Genomic DNA, 16,241 nt, shown 5'->3' on the forward strand with positions numbered 1-16,241 from the left:
GCGGACCTTGAACAGTTGTGTGAACCGGCTGTTCTCACCGAAAGGTGCCTCGAATCCTGATCTTCGGATCAGGATTTTTTTGTTTCTTCAAAGAATTGCAAACTATTATAATACAATTGCTACAAAGTTACGTTGGTGTTATAATATAGTAAAGTGCCTCGTGTCAGAAAGGAGTTGAGTTGATTGGGAGATTTCTATCATTCTAATGATCCAGCATCTACAGACTATTCGCATAAAATTGAGGAGCTAGAAAACTCCAAACAATTTCAGGATGCAATCGGATTAATCCGAGAACAAATGAAGAACAATTTACAATGGAATGTTTTGCGATCTTTTGGTATTGTTTGTGCCATATTGTCTCTCATTTTATTGCGTTTTGCAGCTATTCCTTTGATACTTTTAGTTGTTGGTTTGTATTATTGGCCACAATATAAAAAACGAAAAGCCTTGTTTGGGGATCGAATTCGATCGAACGATGAGATCTATCTCGATGATATCTTATCTCCTGTATTAAAGGAAGTTTTTCCTAAGGCTTCGATAAAAGAGGATGGTTCCATCCCTTCTGAAGCTCTCTCGCATTTATGTCCTCGGTCGACTGATTTTCTATGTTTCAAACAGCTCTCGTTTCATGATGACAAAGAGCTGACGGTGTCAAATCTCTATGCCCATCATACGGAGACTCGTTACCGGACGTCCAATGGACATACAAGGACGGAACATGTGGAAGTTACAGATTTCCTTGGACAAGTGTTCTCTTTATGTCTACCGATCAATTTCTCCGGTCATCTTCGGGTTGTGCCAACCAAGAAATCCTTTCTATTTAAGAGGGAGGTGAATGGGGGTTATCCTGGAGCCAGAGGAGATGAAGTTCAGATTGAAACCGAGGATATTCGCAATAACGAGAATTACAATATCTACTGTACAGATGAACTGTCTGCCCGTAAATTTCTCACCCCTAAGATGTTAGAATGGTTTGATCGACAAATTTCTCAAAATGCCATGTGTGTATTTTTGAAAGAAAAGAAACTCTATATTTCTTTGTATACCGATCGTTATATCTTTCCGACTCCCCAAAAACCGGAAGATATTGATCAGCTATCCTTGGTATCTGAATATCATAAATTATGCAAAGAACTGGATTTAATTAAAGAAATAACAGCAATTTTTGAAGGAGAAACATCATGAATCTCATTATCGGCTTAATCATATTTGTTGGCCTATTGGCTATTTGGTTTATTAGTGTAGGAAATCGTCTCAATCGTTATCTTGTGACCATTGAAGAATCAAAGATAACGGTCGATATCGTCCTCGTAAAACGCTATGATACCATTTCGGAAATGCTAAAAGTAGCGAAAGCTTATGCAAAACATGAACAAGACCTTTTTACCGATTTAGTTGCTTTACGCCAAGGAGCGAGCATTCAAGAATCCAACCAAGTCATAACCAATCAAAACGATGTCTTGGCACAAATTCGTGCAGTTGGTGAAAATTATCCAGAGCTCTTGTCTTCTAACCAATTCTTGGCCTTGCAAAAGGAAATTGCTGATGAAAATGAAGATCTTGCTGCAGCGAAGAGAATTGTCAACAGTAATATTAGCCACATCAATCAAGAAATTGTTTCATTTCCGGCGTCTATCGTAGCAGGTGTAAAGGGGATCCATCAAGTTCCATTTCTTACTGAAGAAACACAAGGTAAGAAAGATTTAAGTGATTTGAACTATGACCTTAACTAAAAAGCTATTTATGATTAATAACCATCAAAAATCCTGGTCTTGTTATCAGGATTTTTTCCTACTTTTGGTACTTTTCATTTATGCCAAAAAATTGTATAATAGTACAAATACTCAATTTTTAGAAAATTTTGAAAGAGGATTTACTATGGGATATACAGTTGCTGTTGTCGGTGCGACAGGTGCCGTTGGTGCTCAAATGATCAAAATGTTGGAAGAATCAACTCTTCCAATCGATAAAATTCGCTACCTTGCCTCTGCACGTTCTGCAGGGAAGGTCTTGCAATTCAAGGGGCAAGATGTGACTATTGAAGAAACGACTGAAGATGCTTTCGAAGGGGTTGATATTGCCCTTTTCTCAGCTGGCGGTTCAACATCTGCTAAATATGCACCATACGCTGTGAAAGCAGGCGCAGTAGTGGTGGATAACACTTCTTATTTCCGTCAAAATCCGGATGTCCCATTGGTTGTTCCTGAAGTGAATGCACATGCGCTAGATGCTCATAACGGCATTATCTCTTGTCCAAACTGTTCAACGATCCAAATGATGGTCGCTCTTGAGCCAGTCCGTCAAAAATGGGGCTTGGAACGTATTATCGTGTCTACTTACCAAGCTGTTTCAGGTGCTGGTATGGGAGCTATTCTTGAAACCCAACGTGAGTTGAAAGAAGTCTTAAACGACGGCGTTAATCCACGTGATGTTAAAGCTGAAATCTTGCCTTCAGGTGGAGATAAGAAACATTATCCAATCGCCTTCAACGCTCTTCCTCAAATTGATGTCTTCACAGATAATGACTACACATACGAAGAAATGAAGATGACGAATGAAACCAAGAAAATCATGGAAGATGATAGCATTGCTGTTTCAGCAACTTGCGTGCGTATTCCTGTTTTGTCAGCTCACTCTGAGTCTGTTTACATTGAAACAAAAGAAGTGGCTCCAATCGACGAAGTCAAAGCTGCGATCGCTGCCTTTCCAGGTGCAGTTCTTGAAGACGATGTGGCTCACCAAATCTATCCTCAAGCAGTCAATGCTGTCGGTTCACGTGATACATTTGTCGGACGTATCCGTAAAGACTTGGATGCTGAAAAAGGTATTCATATGTGGGTAGTATCTGATAACCTTCTCAAGGGTGCTGCTTGGAACTCAGTTCAAATTGCAGAAACCCTTCATGAACGTGGGCTCGTCCGCCCGACAGCTGAATTGAAGTTTGAGTTGAAATGATTCATTAACTAAATAATTTGTATAGGGGACAGCTATCAACTTTTGGTGCTGTCCCTCTTCCCTATGATTGTCTCAAGAAGGAGTATGTATGTCTTATCAAGATTTAAAAAATTGTAGAATGATCACTGCATTTATCACCCCCTTTCATGAAGATGGTTCGATTAACTTCGATGCTATTCCGCCCTTAATTGAACATCTACTAGCCCATCATACAGATGGGATTCTCTTAGCTGGTACCACGGCAGAAAGCCCAACTCTGACCCACGATGAAGAATTGGAACTCTTTGCGGCGGTGCAAAAGGTAGTTAATGGACGGGTTCCTTTGATCGCTGGTGTCGGAACCAATGAAACCCGCGACTCAATTGAGTTCGTTAAAGAAGTGGATGCTTTTGGTGGCTTTGTAGCAGGTTTGGCTATCGTCCCTTACTACAATAAACCATCTCAAGAAGGAATGTACCAACACTTTAAAGCGATTGCGGATGCATCTAATCTTCCGATTATTATCTACAATATTCCAGGGCGCGTGGTAGTAGAAATGACACCTGAAACCATGCTTCGTTTGGCAGAACACCCAAATATCATTGGGGTCAAAGAGTGTACAACCTTGGCTAATATGGCTTACTTGATTGAACACAAGCCAGAAGAATTTCTCGTCTACACAGGGGAAGACGGAGATGCCTTCCACGCGATGAACCTTGGGGCTGATGGGGTAATCTCAGTGGCTTCTCATACAAATGGAGATGAAATGCATGAGATGTTCCAAGCCATTGAACACAACGATATTAAAAAGGCTGCGGCTATCCAACGTCAGTTTATCCCTAAAGTCAATGCTCTCTTCTCTTATCCGAGTCCAGCTCCTGTCAAAGCTGTCTTGAACTATATGGGATTTGAAGCAGGGCCAACTCGTTTGCCATTGGTGCCAGCACCGGCAGAAGAAGCGAAACGGATCATCAAGGTTGTAGTAGATGGGGATTACCATGCAACCAAAGAGATTATTACGGGTGTTTTGAGACCAGATTATTAAAAAATGTCATGAGGAATGTATGTCAGAGTTAGAGAAAACAGAGTTAGAAAAAACGGATTCAGAAAAATCTGAACTAGAAAAATTTAAAGAACGTCATAGTCTTGAAAAGTTAGAAGGTGTGATGATATACGATAAACCGACCATTAAAACAGGAGAAAAAGCTGGATGCATCGGTGCACTCTTACTTTTAATTGGATTTGGTACAGGAATTATTTTGTTCCTAGTTCATTTCATATTTGATTTCGATTCCAAGCTACTCAATCTTCTTTGGGAATCGATAGCGGCTTTAGGATTTGTTTTTAGTTTAGCAGGGGCTTTTCAAATCGGCCCGCTTACAATACACCGCTACTCAAGAGAAGCCGACAAGGATAAACATTTTGAAATTGATAGAGCCTATAATCTCTATAATGTTCTCTATAAACCGACTAAAACAGTCCTTCTCCAATATGATAGTGACGTAGATCAGCTGATTGCTGTCAATGCTGGTGGTGAACTACTCGTGGAACTCCTTAGAAAAGTAGAGATGGAGAAGTTACCTCTGAAGAAGATTTTGAAGACTTTCCGTTTGGACCATGTCTCTGACCATCTTTGGAGATTGACCTACAGCTATAAAAAAGAAGATGTGGTCATGGAGAAAAGTGATCGTTAGATTTTTTCATCCAATCAACCACGGTGATTCCTGAAAAGAGCTTTGATTCTTGGCAAAAAAATTATATAATAAAGTAGTAGGTCTTCATTTCTTTATAAAGGAAATGGAGTATTCATGAATATTTAAAATAAAGGAGACTCCGATGGAAGTCATTAAACGTAGTGGAGAAGTGGTTGAATTCAACCCAGATAAAATTTACCAAGCTATTTTGAAAGCTGCGCAAGTTGTCTATGTTTTGACAGATGATTTGCGACAAAACCTAGCTCAAGTGACCAAGAAAGTTGCTATGGACTTGGATGAAGCCCAAGTAGAACGCGCAACCATCAGTATGATCCAATCGTTAGTGGAACAACGTTTGCTGGGAGCAGGCTATATTACCATTGCAGAACACTACATTTCTTATCGCTTGCAACGCGATTTGGAACGGAGTGGTTATGGTGATCACATCGCCGTACATTTGCATTTTGAGCAAATTCGCTAAGCTAGAGTAGTGCTCGCGAGGTAACGCCATCGTGTTTGAACCACCCTTATAGGGTGGTTTTGACTGTCTAGCAAATTCGTTTATTTCGAAAGGTTTACTTATATGCAAAACCCAACCATCTATACCTATCTCAATCAGGATTTTACAGCTATTCCACTTTTTGATGGATTGAGCGTCGATGGTATTTCTCAAGAAAGTCAGGCAGATTTGCATTTGGCTGATGATTTTCAGTCCCCCTCTGAAGCTGTTTTCCATTTTCTAAACGGTCAATGGTTTCTTGAATGTTTATCTGGGATGATCGAGGTGGATGGTGTCACCTATCCGAAAAATCAACGTGTTTTATTAAATCATCGTTCCATTATCCATCTTTGTGACGCTGACGGCCATGTTTTTCGCTCAAAATTCATCATTGTTGAAATGCAATCTCTAGAATGGAAGACCATTGCAAAAGATGCTTTTCCGATGGATCTGTCCTCGCTTGCTAGGATTGATTGTGCAGTCTTATCAAATCAGTTGGTTGTCCAACTAGGAGACCAGATCATTTACCAAGAGCTTCAAGCAGGACCTGTCAGTTCTTCTCAATCATCTGCTGAGGGATCGCAGTTTTCTCATTCATCACTAACGATTGCTATTCAAGATGTAACAGTCGGAAATCTCTTAAATCGGAAAACCATTCTTAAGGATATTCAGGTAGAATTTAAACCCAAGGAAATGATCTTCATTCTGGGTGGTTCTGGTGCTGGAAAATCTACCTTTATGGAAGCAGTGACAGGACTCGTTCATTCAAATACCAGTGCTTATTTTAATGGGGTAGATCTGTTAAATGATGGGGTGAAACAAGGTGTCATCACCCTGGCTCCTCAATCCCCTGACGAGCATTACCGTATGGAAGACACGGTCTATAAGAATCTAGAAGATGCAGCAAAGCTCTACGGCCCATCCGAATTAGCAGACAATCCTGAACTTCGAAAAGAAGAAGTGCTATCTGTTCTGAAAAAGCTGGATTTAGAATCTGTCAAAGGATCCAAGTGTTCTTCTCTATCCGGTGGACAAAAGAAAAAACTCACGATAGCCATGGAATACATCACGCGCCCTGAAATCCTCTTTATGGATGAGCCAGATTCCGGTGTGGATGGAAGCATGGTTATGGAGGTCATGACCACATTGAGAGAGATTACAGATGAAGGAAAGATCTTATGTGTCATCACGCATACGCCTGATCGTATTCGTCATCTCTTTAACAAGGTCATGGTGGTCGGAAAGAGTTCGGAAGGCTGTGGTAGACTGTGTTACTTTGGCTCAGTAGACAATGCTCTGAAAGTCTTTGCTGCTAATAGTTTAGAAGAAATTGTTCATAAAATTTCAGGTGCTGAAAATGCAGCTCTTGTTGACCAATATGTTCAATGGTTTGAAAATGAAAGGAGAGGTGGCCATGCTGGATAAGAAGCAAGTCTCGATTTATTTTAGAAAATTCCTTCGACTCCTTATCAACAAAAAATCTCTGTTTTTTGTGTTAGAAGCGATTCTTCTTCCTTTCATCATTTCGATCGCTTTTAATGCCAATGAAGTTTTTGATAAATACCATATTACGAGAACTTCTTCGATTATGTTTATTTCTGCAGCACTCTGGATTGGTCTCTTTAATTCAGTGACCAGTATTTGTAATGAGCGTAAAGTCATCAAGTTTGAGTACCAAATTAAAGGTTTGTCCTTACCTTCTTATGTTACGGCGCGCGTGCTAACAGAGTTGGTTCTCTGTTTTGCTGAATCGATCTTAATGATTGGAACCATTGTTGTGCGCTATCCACATATCCAAGGAAACGGTAGCCAGATATTCCTTTTTGGGATCACTTTGTTTTTAGTGATCTTTACTTCAGATATGTTGGCCTTATTGATTTCAGCCTTTGTTAAAAAATCATCACAAGCGATGACAGCCATGCCGCTTGTATTGATGGTTCAATTGCTGTTTTCCAATTTTCTCCAATCCTTGGATGAGAAAATTCCGTTTTTAGTATGGATCTCACATGCGACTATTACGAGATGGGGAACAATGGCCTTCTTTCGGATTGCAAATATGAATAATATGGTCCCGTCTCAAGGTCATACTGACTGGCAAGTTTATCAAAAAGATGGGGTAGGAACCTATGCTTATGATCTACTTGCGATTCTTGGAAATTGGGGAGTCTTGCTTGCTTTTGCAGCTCTATTTATAGTCGCAACTTCCCTCGTATTGACTTCTGTCCGTAAGGACGCTCGATAAACATAAGGAGATGTTTTATGAAAAACTGTACCAATTGCCAGGCACCCATCAATGCTGGTGATGTCTTTTGTTCTAAATGTGGAGCTAAAGTTCAAGTAGCTGCCCAAGCTGAACGAAAAGCTGTTGCTTTTCAACCAAAGACAGTACAATTAGGGCCAAGTCCAACTCAAGCCCCAGCACCTAATAAACCAAAAAGAAACATGAAAGGAATTTTAGCCGGTATTTTTGTCCTTCTTGCTGTCATTACTGTTGCAGGTTATTTCTTATTAAACCGTGGTAGCAGTGACACCATTAATTTAGAGGACTATGTGAAGCTGGAAATTGAAGGGACTGATGGTGAAGGCTATTTTGCTGAGAAGTCGCCTAGTTTGAACAAGGAAAGATTAGACGGGGATATCAAGAAAAAGATAGAAGCAGAAGGCTTGAATACCGAGAGTTCAAACTACAATATCGATCAGCTAGTTTCAAAAGTAAAATTTAGTGTTTATAAAGGCGATGAACTGATCGATGTAAAAGAACGCAAGAACCTAAACAATCACGATAAAATTACAGTCAAATTACTTTACGATAAAAGTGATCTTGAAGACATGATACCTGGCCTTCATTTTACTGGTACATCTGTAACTCAGGAGGCGGATCTAATCCCGCTTGTAGGTATTGACCCCTTTAAGGGTTTTTATCCAAAGATCAAGGGCATTTCTCCAAATGGAAGTTTATCAAAACCGTCTCAATTTGAAGGAAAAGACTTAGAATTTGTTGCAAAAGCAACCGCTAACGATGGCTTCCCGTTTGATTATTATCTGAATGGAAAAGAAGTTTCAAGTAATGATCCTATTGCAGTTGGTGATGAAATCGAAATTCGTCTCAATGAAAGTGGTAAAAATGCATTGAAAAAAGATGGTAAAACTGTTGAGAAAGGAAAAGACAGTAAGAAATACAAGGTCACCTTGGCTGATTTTGAGGAAGGGGCTTATGTGACTTCCTTGTCAAAAGTGGATGAGGATACACAAGAAGCCATCTCTAAGAATGTAGAGGATGCAGCAAAGGCCTATGCAGCTGACCGCAACTATAAAGACCTTCCAAAATTTGAAGGGATGGCTTTTGCGGCAATCAAAGATGGAGTTGATTGGGGAGGTACATTTGATTCCAAAATCCCGCAATTGGTCTATGTTTACTCTATTACCGATACATCTTATGGCAAATCAAAAACAAGTTATTTTGTCATTTCCAAGATAGCGGTTATTGAACAGGTCGAAAACCATGGAAAAGCCAACGTTCATAAAAAACCTGGAAAAACCATTCAAACCTTTGAGAAAAATGCTAAGAAGTACGATTTCCAAAGCATGTCTGATGAAAATGACTTGAAGAACTACTTTACTAGAAATATCGATACCTATACCTATACAATGGACGATCAATTGAAATCGTTGATCAATTGGACGGAATAGAGCGAAAATGAAGTTACCTAGGTGGCTTCATTTTTTGTATTCTCATTTAAGGCTGAGAATTCAAGAAAACATGGTATAATAGAGGAGATTGAACTGGAAAGGAATGGAGAACATGGCAACTATTCAATGGTTTCCTGGACATATGTCCAAAGCTAGAAGACAAGTACAAGAAAATTTAAAATTTGTGGATTTTGTGACGGTTTTGGTAGATGCTCGTTTGCCCCTATCAAGCCAAAATCCCATGTTGACAAAAATTGTTGGTGAAAAGCCTAAATTGATGATTTTGAACAAGGTAGACCTGGCAGATCCTGTGGCAACAAAAGAATGGCAGGATTATTTTGAATCGCAAGGCATCAAAACCTTGGCGATCAACTCCAAAGAGCAATCGACGGTTAAGAAGGTCACAGATGCTGCTAAGAGCTTGATGGCCGATAAAATTGCTCGCCAAAAGGAACGTGGGATTCAAATTGAAACCCTTCGGACCATGATTATCGGGATTCCAAATGCTGGGAAATCAACGCTGATGAATCGTTTAGCAGGGAAAAAGATTGCTGTTGTTGGCAATAAACCAGGGGTGACCAAGGGGCAACAATGGTTGAAAACCAATAAGGATCTCGAAATCTTGGATACTCCTGGGATTCTTTGGCCCAAGTTTGAAGATGAAGAAGTGGCCTTAAAGCTCGCCTTAACAGGAGCTATCAAGGATCAGTTGCTTCCAATGGATGAAGTGACCATCTTTGGCCTTAACTATTTTAAAGATCACTATCCAGCAGTTTTACAAGAGCGTTTTAAACAAATGGACCTGGAGCAAGAAGCTCCTGAAATTATTATGGAGATGACGCAGAAATTGGGATTTCGCGAGGATTATGACCGTTTTTACCAACTCTTTGTTAAAGATGTGCGCGATGGGAAATTAGGACGGTATACGCTGGATCGCGTAGGGGAAATTGATGGCAACCATTAAGGAAATTAAAGAACAATTAGCAAACATCCAGCAGTTAAACGATCCATTGTTTGCTGAATTGGAAAAGGATGATCGATCTGGTGTTATCCAAGCAATCGCAAAGCGAAAAAGGGAAATCCAAAAACGTTTAGATGAAGATGAGCGCTTGGAAGGAATGCTGGCCTATGAAAAAGAATGCTATGCGCGTGGGATGGAGCTCATTGCAGGAGTGGATGAAGTGGGACGTGGCCCATTAGCGGGTCCGGTTGTTGCAGCTGCTGTGATCTTACCCAAAGGCTCTAAGATTCCAGGACTCAATGATAGTAAAAAGATTCCGAAATCCAAACACAAGGAAATCTATGAAGCTGTGCTCAAAGAAGCTATTGCGATCGGCATCGGCGTCAAGGACAATCAAGTGATTGACCAGGTCAATATCTATGAAGCTACGAAACTAGCCATGATGGAGGCTATTGGTCAGCTAGATCCTCAACCCCAGCATCTTTTGATTGATGCCATGAAGTTGGATCTTTCTATTCCTCAAACTAGTATCATCAAAGGAGATGCTAATTCCTTATCCATTGCTGCTGCCTCTATCGTAGCCAAGGTGACTCGGGATCAAATGATGGAAGACTTGGATCAGTTATATCCAGGCTATGATTTTGCACAGAACGCTGGCTATGGGACGGCTAACCACCTTGCTGGTCTACACAAGCTGGGAGTGACGCCTATCCATCGGCGTTCATTTGAACCCGTCAAATCAATGTGTGAGGACTAAAAACTGTGTAGGAGCATTGTTAGATCACTAAAAACAGAAAAGGTTCTAGAAATAGAACTTTTTTTCATTTCTTTTGCGAATAAATAAGTAAGAGAACAAAGAGGTGACTATGGAATTATTTGAAATTTATAAATTAAAAGCAGCAGGATTGACGAATGAACAGGTCTTGAGAATTTTAGGATTTTACCAGGACGGAAACTCTCTTCCTACTCTAGAAGAAATGGCAAAAATCGCACGTTGTCGCAGTATCATTCGGTTTGTGGAGGAATATCGACAGCTTGATGAAAAGCATTTGCGAACAGAATTTGAGCGTTTTCCCTGCCTGTCAATTTTTGATTCAGACTATCCCGAATCATTGATGCAGATATACAATCCCCCTGTTTTACTCTTTTACCAAGGAAATCTGAATTTGTTAGCAGAACCGAAGATTGCAGTCGTTGGAGCTCGTGAGACCACGCGAGAAGGGGTACGATCTGTAGAGAAAATTATTAAGGAACTTGGGAATGAACTGGTTATTGTTAGTGGACTTGCTAAGGGAATTGATGCGACAGCGCATTATGCTAGCATTCGCAATGGTGGCAAGACCATCGGAGTGATAGGAACGGGGCTGGATGTTTTTTATCCCAAGAGTAACCAAAGACTACAGATGCACATGGGAGAACACCATCTTGTCTTGAGCGAATATGGCCCAGGACAAGGGCCGCTGAAGTTTCATTTTCCTGAGAGAAATCGCATCATTGCAGGACTCTGTCAAGCTGTCATTGTGGCAGAGGCACGACTTCGTTCAGGAAGTTTAATTACTTGTGAGCGTGCTATGGAGGAAGGACGAGATGTTTTTGCTATTCCAGGAAATATTTTAGATGGAAAATCTGCAGGCTGCCATCACTTGATTCAAGAAGGTGCAAAGCTTGTCACATCAGGGCAGGACATTCTTGATGAATTGAAATACGAATTGTGATTTTCCTATAGGAGAAGTTCCTAGTTGACATCTTTCTTAAAATGTATTAAACTCAATGAGATTTATACAATACAGAGGGATAAAACGTGGTAACAAAAAAGAAAAGCAGTACAACCAAGAAAAATTTGGTGATTGTGGAGTCTCCTGCTAAGGCCAAAACAATCGAAAAATACCTTGGTCGTAACTATAAAGTCATGGCCAGTGTTGGTCATATTCGGGACCTGAAAAAATCAACCATGTCGATTGATTTCGACAATAACTATGAACCGGAGTATATCAATATTCGCGGAAAAGGTCCCTTGATCAATGATTTGAAAAAAGAAGCTAAAAAAGCCAAACAAGTCTTTCTCGCAAGTGACCCGGACCGAGAAGGAGAAGCTATTTCTTGGCATTTGGCTCATATTTTGAGCTTGGATGCCAAAGAAAAGAACCGTGTGGTTTTTAACGAAATCACTAAGGATGCCGTTAAAAACGCCTTTAAAGAACCGCGTCAAATCGATATGGACTTGGTTGATGCCCAACAAGCACGTCGGGTCTTGGACCGGATTGTAGGGTATTCGATTTCACCTATTCTTTGGAAAAAGGTCAAAAAAGGGCTTTCTGCAGGGCGCGTGCAATCTGTTGCCCTCAAATTAATCATTGATCGCGAAAATGAAATCAATGATTTCAAGCCGGAAGAATACTGGACCATTGATGGTGTCTTCAAAAAAGGGACCAAACAATTCCAAGCCAGCTTCTATGGGATTGATGGCAAGAAGATGAAGCTCAACAACAATGAAGAGGTGAAAGCTGTTCTTGAACGCTTAGATGGCAAAGATTTTACCGTTGAAAAGGTGGAAAAGAAAGAGCGTCGTCGGAATGCGCCACTTCCATACACAACCTCTTCTATGCAGATGGATGCTGCCAATAAGATCAACTTCCGTACACGCAAGACCATGATGGTAGCGCAGCAGTTGTACGAAGGAATCAATATTGGCTCTGGTGTTCAAGGTTTGATTACCTATATGCGTACCGATTCCACACGGATTAGTCCAGTTGCGCAAAATGAGGCAGCTAACTTTATCGTGGATCGCTTTGGTGAGAAATATTCTAAGCATGGAAGCCGTGTGAAGAATGCTTCTGGTGCCCAAGATGCCCACGAAGCGATTCGTCCATCTAGCGTCTTCAATACTCCTGAGAGCATTGCTAAATACTTGGACAAAGACCAATTGAAACTCTACACCTTGATTTGGAATCGTTTTGTTGCTAGCCAGATGACGGCAGCTGTCTTTGATACTATGAATGTCCGTTTAGGTCAAAATGGGGTTCAGTATACGGCAAATGGGAGCCAGGTGAAGTTTGATGGTTATTTGGCGATTTATAATGATTCAGATAAGAACAAGATGTTGCCGGACATGGTAGAAGGCGATATCGTCAAGCAGGTCAATAGCAAGCCGGAGCAACACTTTACCCAACCACCTGCTCGATATTCTGAAGCGACTTTGATTAAGACGTTGGAGGAAAATGGGGTAGGTCGCCCTTCAACCTATGCTCCGACGATTGAGACCATTCAAAAACGCTATTATGTGAAGCTGGTAGCTAAACGCTTTGAACCAACGGAATTAGGGGAGATCGTTAATAAACTGATTGTTGAATTTTTCCCAGATATCGTTAATGTGACCTTCACAGCGGAGATGGAAGGGAAACTCGATGATGTCGAACTCGGAAAAGAAGAGTGGCAAAAGGTCATTGATGCTTTCTACAAACCATTCTCTAAAGAAGTCGCCAAGGCAGAAGAAGAGATGGAAAAAATCCAAATCAAAGACGAACCAGCTGGTTTTGATTGTGAAGTTTGTGGCAGCCCGATGGTGATTAAATTAGGACGTTTTGGCAAGTTCTATGCTTGTAGTAATTTCCCAGATTGTCGCCACACTCAAGCCATCGTTAAGGAAATTGGAGTGGAATGTCCAAACTGTCACCAGGGACAAATCATCGAGCGTAAAACCAAACGAAATCGTATTTTCTATGGCTGTAATCGCTACCCAGACTGTGAATTCACTTCTTGGGACAAGCCAATCGGCCGGGATTGTCCAAAATGTGGTCATTACTTAGTTGAGAAGAAAGTCCGTGGCGGTGGCAAACAAGTCGTTTGTAGCAATGGGGACTACGAAGAAGAAAAAGTGAAATAATCTTTTAAATGATTTAATGTCTATTATAACGGCAATTTTTTAAAATGTCTATTATAATAGACATTTTTGTTTTTTTTCGTTATAATAGACACAAGGAGGTGGGCTTATGTATCTTGCTTTGATTGCAGATGTCATCGATTCCAAAATGGTACAAGAACGTTTTGACCTGCAAAAACAGGTAGAAAAAACGCTTCAAAAGATGAACGAATTATTTGGAGATTACCTGGTATCCCGTTTTACTTTGACCTTGGGGGATGAGTTTCAGGCACTTTTAAAAGTGGGTGCTCCTATTTTTCAAATCATTGATACCCTGCGTTCAGAACTGACCCCCACTCAACTTCGTTTTGGGATTGGCCTCGGGGAGATTGTAACAGCTATTGATCCCTTGCAAAGTGTTGGAGCAGACGGTCCAGCTTATTGGAATGCACGCGCAGCCATCAATTTTGTTCATCAGAAAAATGACTATGGCAATACCCAGATTTATTTTTCAAGCGGGAAGGAAAACCAAGACTTTTTTGTGAACGCCCTCATCGCTTCTGGAGAAGCCATTCGTTCAGGTTGGCGGGATAGTCAAGAAGAGATCTTGCTCAATCTTCTAAAGAGATCCGTATATAGCGAGTCCTTTAGTCAGCAGGATTTAGCTCAATCACTATCTATCAACCCAAGTGCCCTCTCTAAACGGTTAAAGAGTAGCAGTATCCGTGTTTATTTACGGGGGAGAGCAGCTGCCCTGGCTAGTATACAAAGCACAGTGAAAGGAGAGGAAGATGAGCGGATTGTCTAGTATCGTAGTGAATCCATACTTGATTCTCTTGTTGATTTGTCATTTACTATCAGATTATTATTTTCAAAGCCAAAACATGGCGGATCGCAAGGATCAGGATAAGAAGGTGCTAGGGCTTCACATTTTATATGTAGCTCTGCCTCTGATCGTCGTTTCCCTCTGTCATCTGGACTTGTGGTGGATTTGCTTGGTCATTTTACTGACCCATGCGGGAATAGATTTCTTAAAACCTATAGTTCAGAAACAATTGAAATTACCAACCGCATGGACCTTTGCCTTGGATCAAGTCTTGCATATTGGTATCATTACTTGTCTAGTCCTTTTTGAAGCTAAAAACGGCACGACCTATCTACCCTTGGACCCTTTAAATCTGATCTTTTATGTTCTCCTAGTTGGGAAACCAAGCAATATCGCCTTTAAAATTCTGTTTACTAAATATCAACCCACCAGCAAGAAGAAAATGGATACGATCACTGGGGCTGGATCCATGATTGGCTTTTTAGAGCGTTTGGTGATTGGAGCCTGTCTGCTCTATGGACAATTTGCTTCGATCGGCCTAGTATTTACGGCCAAATCTATCGCCCGCTACAATAAAATTTCGGAGGATCCAGCCTTTGCGGAGTATTACTTGATTGGATCCTTATTCAGTATCCTCTCTGCCCTCTTAGCAGCTTGGTTGTGTCTATGAATCTGGAAGGATGCTATGTCAAAAAAATATAGATAATTTTATAAGATCACCAATCAACTGGAAATTGATCCCTTTAAGATTCTAACTGTAACGAAAATAAGGATTTTGTTTAAATTGCATGCTAGGAGGAGAAATGAAAAGAAAAGCGATTAAGAAAGTAATTAGTGTACTCTTACCTATGCTGACATTATTAATTTTGTCATCATGTAACAACGGAGTAGATAATGATTTAGCGAATGCGGCTATATCAAATATTCGTTCCGTAGTAGAAGCTGCAGGGCTAAAAGCGGAAGGATACTCGACAGCTGATACGTTCGGCTATCAGGGATCTCCAATTTACATTGAAGGAACTGAAAAATTTGTTGATGTCTATGTAGATTTTGAAAAAGATTATGTTGAGAAAACTCCAGTCCTCAGATATAATCCGAAACTTAAAGAAGTCGAGAAGAAAATTTTCCTAGGTTTTTCGAAGAAAAAAGTCTATCGCCTAGAAATGGAGTATGTTTCTGGTGATGACAATTATGATAGGCTAGACGAAGCATACAATAAGCTAGTTCAAAGTGATAGTTTGATTTCGACATTTTTAAGCGATGATGCGATTAGGAAACTTTATATTAAAAACTCTGTTGAATTAGACTCATTTGACTCCTATTATTCTTTGGTGCCAAAAAAAGAATATAGTGGAAATCCAGAAACTTATCTTGAGGAGCAAGAAAAAAGAGAGTCTATTTTAAAAACAGATGTCAAAGAACTCACTCCCTTAATTGAGGACCTAGACCCAAGTAGAGTCAACAATCTTGATGAAGAAACGCTTGTTCGCAATCGAGATCTACTTTTAAAAAGGGTTGCTGAAAATCGTTCGACCTTTAGAATTGATATAGACATTGATATAAAAGAGCTACGAAGACAAAACCTACAAGTAACTAATGAAGATATTGAAAATTGGACGGATTCTGATTTTCAATACTTACTTGCTCAAATACTTCAAGTTGATAAACTACCTAGGAATACAGAAGTGGGCTTTAGCATTAGTTACGAAGACAAAAATCAGCTGAATGCTTATAGATCATTCAGCTTCAATAAACAATGATTTTCGAAGACAGTCAGG

General features: G+C 40.3%; 15 protein-coding genes and 1 pseudogene. 15 read left to right on the forward strand and 1 reads right to left on the reverse strand.

What is annotated here, in order from left to right; translation table 11 throughout:
* Window positions 1–183 precede the first annotated feature (183 nt).
* The 4 genes from AB5Y61_RS06170 (at window position 184) to dapA (ending at window position 3,979) form a co-directional block, all read left to right on the forward strand.
* Complete coding sequence (locus tag AB5Y61_RS06170; protein WP_368403523.1) at window positions 184–1,185, forward strand: DUF3137 domain-containing protein; 1,002 nt, start codon at window positions 184–186, stop codon at window positions 1,183–1,185.
* Window positions 1,182–1,733, forward strand: a complete 552-nt coding sequence (locus AB5Y61_RS06175; RefSeq protein ID WP_368403524.1) for a LemA family protein — start codon at window positions 1,182–1,184, stop codon at window positions 1,731–1,733. Before AB5Y61_RS06170 ends, AB5Y61_RS06175 begins: the two co-directional genes overlap by 4 nt.
* Window positions 1,734–1,878: 145 nt before the next feature.
* Window positions 1,879–2,955 (forward strand): aspartate-semialdehyde dehydrogenase, encoded by a 1,077-nt coding sequence (locus tag AB5Y61_RS06180; protein WP_368403525.1) that lies wholly within the window; start codon window positions 1,879–1,881, stop codon window positions 2,953–2,955.
* A gap of 88 nt (window positions 2,956–3,043) precedes the next feature.
* A complete protein-coding gene (gene dapA / locus AB5Y61_RS06185; protein WP_368403526.1) occupies window positions 3,044–3,979 on the forward strand; it encodes a 4-hydroxy-tetrahydrodipicolinate synthase in 936 nt (311 codons plus the stop codon).
* A gap of 6 nt (window positions 3,980–3,985) precedes the next feature.
* Here the strand turns inward: dapA and AB5Y61_RS06190 are convergent.
* Window positions 3,986–4,033 (reverse strand): annotated as a pseudogene (locus AB5Y61_RS06190) (hypothetical protein); the annotation flags it as partial.
* Window positions 4,034–4,770: 737 nt separating this feature from the next.
* Between AB5Y61_RS06190 and AB5Y61_RS06195 the strand changes: the two are divergent.
* From AB5Y61_RS06195 to AB5Y61_RS06245, 11 genes are all read left to right on the forward strand, one after another.
* On the forward strand, window positions 4,771–5,109 hold the full coding sequence (locus AB5Y61_RS06195; RefSeq protein ID WP_003001449.1) for an ATP cone domain-containing protein: 339 nt from the start codon (window positions 4,771–4,773) through the stop codon (window positions 5,107–5,109).
* Between the two features lie 102 nt (window positions 5,110–5,211).
* A complete protein-coding gene (locus AB5Y61_RS06200) occupies window positions 5,212–6,552 on the forward strand; it encodes an ATP-binding cassette domain-containing protein (protein WP_368403527.1) in 1,341 nt (446 codons plus the stop codon).
* Window positions 6,542–7,369 (forward strand): ABC transporter permease, encoded by an 828-nt coding sequence (locus AB5Y61_RS06205; protein ID WP_368403528.1) that lies wholly within the window; start codon window positions 6,542–6,544, stop codon window positions 7,367–7,369. The genes AB5Y61_RS06200 and AB5Y61_RS06205 overlap by 11 nt, the downstream gene beginning before the upstream one ends.
* A 17-nt stretch (window positions 7,370–7,386) precedes the next feature.
* Complete coding sequence (locus AB5Y61_RS06210; RefSeq protein WP_368403529.1) at window positions 7,387–8,817, forward strand: zinc-ribbon domain-containing protein; 1,431 nt, start codon at window positions 7,387–7,389, stop codon at window positions 8,815–8,817.
* Window positions 8,818–8,929: 112 nt separating this feature from the next.
* Window positions 8,930–9,781 (forward strand): ribosome biogenesis GTPase YlqF, encoded by an 852-nt coding sequence (ylqF, locus tag AB5Y61_RS06215; RefSeq protein WP_368403530.1) that lies wholly within the window; start codon window positions 8,930–8,932, stop codon window positions 9,779–9,781.
* On the forward strand, window positions 9,768–10,535 hold the full coding sequence (locus AB5Y61_RS06220) for a ribonuclease HII (protein WP_368403531.1): 768 nt from the start codon (window positions 9,768–9,770) through the stop codon (window positions 10,533–10,535). The genes ylqF and AB5Y61_RS06220 overlap by 14 nt, the downstream gene beginning before the upstream one ends.
* Window positions 10,536–10,644: 109 nt before the next feature.
* Window positions 10,645–11,493 carry a DNA-processing protein DprA gene (gene dprA / locus AB5Y61_RS06225; RefSeq protein WP_368403532.1) on the forward strand — a complete coding sequence of 283 codons (849 nt, stop codon included), beginning with the start codon at window positions 10,645–10,647 and terminating at the stop codon, window positions 11,491–11,493.
* A gap of 86 nt (window positions 11,494–11,579) precedes the next feature.
* Entirely contained in the window at window positions 11,580–13,661 is a 2,082-nt protein-coding gene (gene topA, locus AB5Y61_RS06230; RefSeq protein ID WP_368403533.1) for a type I DNA topoisomerase, read from the forward strand.
* Window positions 13,662–13,767: 106 nt separating this feature from the next.
* Window positions 13,768–14,445, forward strand: a complete 678-nt coding sequence (locus AB5Y61_RS06235) for a SatD family protein (RefSeq protein ID WP_368403534.1) — start codon at window positions 13,768–13,770, stop codon at window positions 14,443–14,445.
* Window positions 14,429–15,133 carry a DUF3307 domain-containing protein gene (locus tag AB5Y61_RS06240; RefSeq protein ID WP_368403535.1) on the forward strand — a complete coding sequence of 235 codons (705 nt, stop codon included), beginning with the start codon at window positions 14,429–14,431 and terminating at the stop codon, window positions 15,131–15,133. The genes AB5Y61_RS06235 and AB5Y61_RS06240 overlap by 17 nt, the downstream gene beginning before the upstream one ends.
* Before the next feature lie 133 nt (window positions 15,134–15,266).
* The gene (locus AB5Y61_RS06245; RefSeq protein WP_368403536.1) at window positions 15,267–16,223 is read left to right on the forward strand and encodes a hypothetical protein; all 957 of its coding nucleotides are present in this window, start codon (window positions 15,267–15,269) and stop codon (window positions 16,221–16,223) included.
* The last annotated feature ends 18 nt before the right edge of the window (window positions 16,224–16,241 follow it).

Origin of the sequence: Streptococcus parasanguinis, from assembly GCF_040908565.1 — a bacterium.
Classification (GTDB): domain Bacteria; phylum Bacillota; class Bacilli; order Lactobacillales; family Streptococcaceae; genus Streptococcus; species Streptococcus parasanguinis_AC.